Annotated in this window: 3 protein-coding genes; all 3 read left to right on the forward strand. The window is 38.2% G+C overall.

Annotated elements, in window-relative coordinates; all coding sequences use genetic code 11:
• Positions 1-1654, forward strand: a 1654-nt coding sequence (locus PHX29_07085) for a DUF2264 domain-containing protein (protein ID MDD5605647.1), incomplete at its 5' end; no start/stop codon positions are given.
• Positions 1655-1861: 207 nt separating this feature from the next.
• On the forward strand, positions 1862-3112 hold the full coding sequence (locus PHX29_07090; protein MDD5605648.1) for a PmoA family protein: 1251 nt from the start codon (positions 1862-1864) through the stop codon (positions 3110-3112).
• Positions 3113-3184: 72 nt separating this feature from the next.
• Positions 3185-4078, forward strand: a complete 894-nt coding sequence (locus PHX29_07095) for a PmoA family protein (protein ID MDD5605649.1) — start codon at positions 3185-3187, stop codon at positions 4076-4078.
• Positions 4079-4230 lie beyond the last annotated feature (152 nt).

Here is a 4230-nt window from a genome sequence, read left to right on the forward strand (position 1 = left end):
TGAGTTCGGAGGATTGTTTAAGACTTTGCTTCTGATGCCAGATACAATCTGGACAAGTTACACAGCGGAACAAAAAAACGAGATGATTGAGTGCATTTCAAAATGGGCACACCACAGGACTACACAAAACAACTGGCGTATTTTCAATATCATCACTCTCTCTTTCTTAAAGAAATACGGTTATGAAATTGATGATGATCTATTAAAGAGTCATCTATTATGGATAGCTTCTTACCACTCAGGTAACGGATGGTATTTGGAACAAACTTATAATTATTATTCTATAAGCCTTTTTATTGTATACACCACAATTTGGAACAGAACTTTCGGAGATGAGTATTATCCGGAAATAGGTGAAATTATTGAGAGATCTGCTCAGAAACTGATGGAATCTTTGCCAAGCTTTTTTGGTAGGGATGGATACATCAATATGTGGTCACGAAGTATATGCTACAGAACCTGGGTGTCAGGGGCCTTTCCCGTGTCTTTCATGTTGAAAAACCCCAATCTTTTAGATCCTGGATGGGCAAGAAGGCTTTGTTCGGGTTCTCTGTTACAGTTTGTTACCCGTGAAGACTTTTATTACAATAATATTCCAAGCCTAGGATTCTATGGAAAAAGAGAGTACATGGTGCAAAACTATAGTTGCGCAGGTAGTCCCTTTTTGATGTTTCTGCCTTTTATTTGTCTGGCTTTACCTGAGGATTCACCATTCTGGACAGCTAAAGAAAATGATGGCTTTTGGGATTCTCTTGGAAATGATTCTAAGAAAATAATACTGAACAATCCCGGATTGGTATTGGTAAATCATGGAAAAACAGGTACTTCGGAGATTGTACCGGGTAAGGTATACTATGATGATCCGAATTATTCTAAATTACGTTACAACACACATTTTCCTTGGGAAGATCATGATCCCAACGGAGGAACTGCAATGGAGTATTCCTATAGAAGTTTGGACCCCAGAGATTTAAGAGGTGATGACGTCAATTTTTATCTGACAGGGTTGACAGTTGACAATGATGCAAATGAAAATCTGAAATACTCCATATCACAAAGCATGTTGTTTAATGGCGTAATTGACAACGTCATATATCGTCAGGCAATAATGAGAAGACCTCCGAATAATGGAGTTGGATATATTATTGATCTGGCAGAAATTACCATACCGGCAGGTGTGATCAGAGTCGATCGTTTACGACTCGCTTTTGAGTATGAAGTAACGTTCGGACATTATGGTTTGCCTCATGTGAATGGTAAAGCAGCTGAGATTAAACAATTTGAAGAAGAAAACAGAAAAGTTATCACAGCAACTATCCCCGGAAGGAGTCTGGCAATGATAACTTATCACGGATGGGACCAAATTGAACATAAGGTTCATGCAAACAGAAATGCAGAATCAGATGAAAGCACGGTAATATATGCCCGGAAAAAATGTTTGGATAAGAATCCGCCAATGGAACTATTGATTACAGCAATGTTACACAAAACAGATGACAGCGAATGGACCAAGGAAGAGCTAAACCCGATAAAAAGTATAGAGATGCTGGAAGTTACTCCGAATTATTCACCGCTTGGAGCGATAATAACCCTGGCAGACAATACGAGATACAACATCGATTTTGCAGACATAGACGGACGGAGAACTTGTTAGTTATTCTGTAATGCAGACCGTACCTGTATAATTATAAATTAAAAGGGTTTAACAAAAGATTCGGGATATTGGCAAAAATGGTATTATAATTTGTGAATATATTGGTTTATATTGACATCTGTTTTCTTTTGCTTTGTTTTACTTGAGGTTTGATTTAAAAATGTATTTTTTTTGTTTTTATAAAATACAAAACATAACTTATTTCAAATGAGAACTATATATTTACTTTTGATTTTATTTTTATTTCAACCAATTTCCTCTCAGGAAATTGCGCGTTTCACTTTGCATCAGGACAAAAGCTATTTAAATACACCTGTATCCATCACCTTGGATAATACCAGTCAATATAATTTCTCTGATAAGAAAATTGTATTGTACGAAATTTTCAACAACAAAGAGGTACATGTACCCAGTCAGCTTGAAACAGGGAAAAGACCGATTCTGTGGTTTATACCCAATCATGTATCAGGTGGAAAAATTGCACGCAATTTTGTAGTTAAGTTGACTGATACGGATCGGTCAGAGAAGGCACAGGGGCAGTTCCAGATGAAAAAATCAGGTGGTGATCTGACCATATATAAGGATACCCAACCTGTTCTAAGTTATCGATACAGAACTATGTATCCTCCCGAAGGTGTTGATCCCTTGTATGAGCGATCGGGATTTATCCATCCTTTGTATTCTCCAAAAGGAGAAGTCTTGACGCGAGTACAAGCACCCGATCACTACCACCATTACGGTATTTGGGGCCCGTGGACTTTGACGCACATTGACGACAGAGAGGTCGACTTTTGGAATTTGGCAAAAGGTCAGGGAACCGTAAAGTTTAATTCTTTTTTGTCTGAAGTCTCCGGCGATGTATATTCGGGTTTCAAAGTTTTGCAGCAACACATAGACTTTGGAAATAAAGGAGAAGATCAAATAGCTATTAACGAGGTGCTGGAAGTGAGAGTATGGAATGTGGATGAAAAAGTTTGGATTGTCGATTACACGACAACCTTAAATAGCCCTCTACCAAATGGAATTGTATTTGATGCGTACCGATATGGAGGTGGAATTGGATTCAGGGCAACGGAGAAATGGGAGAAGGACAATTCAACTGTGCTTACATCGGAAGGAAAGACCAGAGTAGATGCCGACGGAAGCAGAGCCAGGTGGTGTATTGTTGAAGGAGAAACGGATGTGGAGGATAAAAGATCCGGAATCTTATTTATGAGTCACCCGTTCAACCAGCAACACCCTGAACCAATGAGAGTATGGCCCATGGATGCAAATGGAGGCAGAGGAGATATTTATTTTGAATTTGTCCCTATCCGCCATGAACCATGGATAATAAAACCGCATCGGGATTATACCCTATCATATAGAATGGTAGTATTCGACGGTGAACTGGATAAAGATACCGCAGAGGCATATTGGAACAGTTTTGCAAACACGCCAAAGGCTGACATGAAATAAATGTACACGTGAAAATTATATTATATAATCTCAGTTGAATAGCCAATAAAAAATCAAATTAATAAGTTTAATATGAAAAGGATAACAATTATTCTATTGTTTTTTTCAGTGATGTGTTCTTTTGGCTTTTCGCAATCAAAAGTAACAGCACTCCAGATAGGGGACAGAATTGATTTTAGTATTAACGGTAAGTTTTTTACAAGTTATATTTTCCCCGATAATGAAAAATACCCTTTCTTTTATCCGGTAAATGGACCATCCAACGCTTCCGTAACATCCATCAGAAACGCAAATTATCCACATCACAGTTCTCTTTTCTTTGGATGTGATAAAGTAAATGGAGGTAATTATTGGCAAGAAGGAATAGATCGTGGGCAAATAACCTCGCTAAAGGTGAATATTTTAGAGACAGGAGGAGATAAAGCTGTGATTGAAAATGAATGTATATGGCATAGAAAAGATGCAGATGCACCCATTAAAGATAAACGCTTAATTACGATTTCATCTCCTTCTAAAGGTTCGTACCAGATTGATTTTGATATAACTATGGAGATGCTAATGGATACAAGAATCGACAAGACGAATCATTCTCTGTTTAGTGTTCGCATGGATCCCGATTTAGCAGTAATAAACGGAGGTACAATGATAAACGCTGAAAATCTAAAGGGCGAAAAAGCAACATTTGGACAACCTTCTGCATGGATGGATTTCTCAGGAGAACGTTTCGGTAAAATGGAAGGAATTGCGGTATTACAACACCCGTCGAATATGTGGTATCCATCTCCCTGGTTCACCAGGGATTATGGTTTCATCTCACCCACTCCGATGTACTGGCCTGAAAATGGTGAATATACATTTCTAAAGAAGGGAGAAAGTTTTACGCTGAGATATAGGGTATTGGTACACTCGGGCGATCACATTGAGGCTAATATAGCTAAAGAATTTGAAAAATATAAATCAGAATAAATTAATTAATAACATGGAACGGAGATCATTTTTAAAGTCAGCAGCAACTGCAGCCGGAACAATCATATTTCCGACAATCGTACCTGCTTCGGTTCTGGGAAAAAATGCCCCCAGCAATAAGATACACATTGGACAGATTGGCGTGGGAAGGA

The organism is Dehalococcoidales bacterium (assembly GCA_028717385.1).
Lineage (GTDB): Bacteria > Chloroflexota > Dehalococcoidia > Dehalococcoidales > CSSed11-197 > CSSed11-197.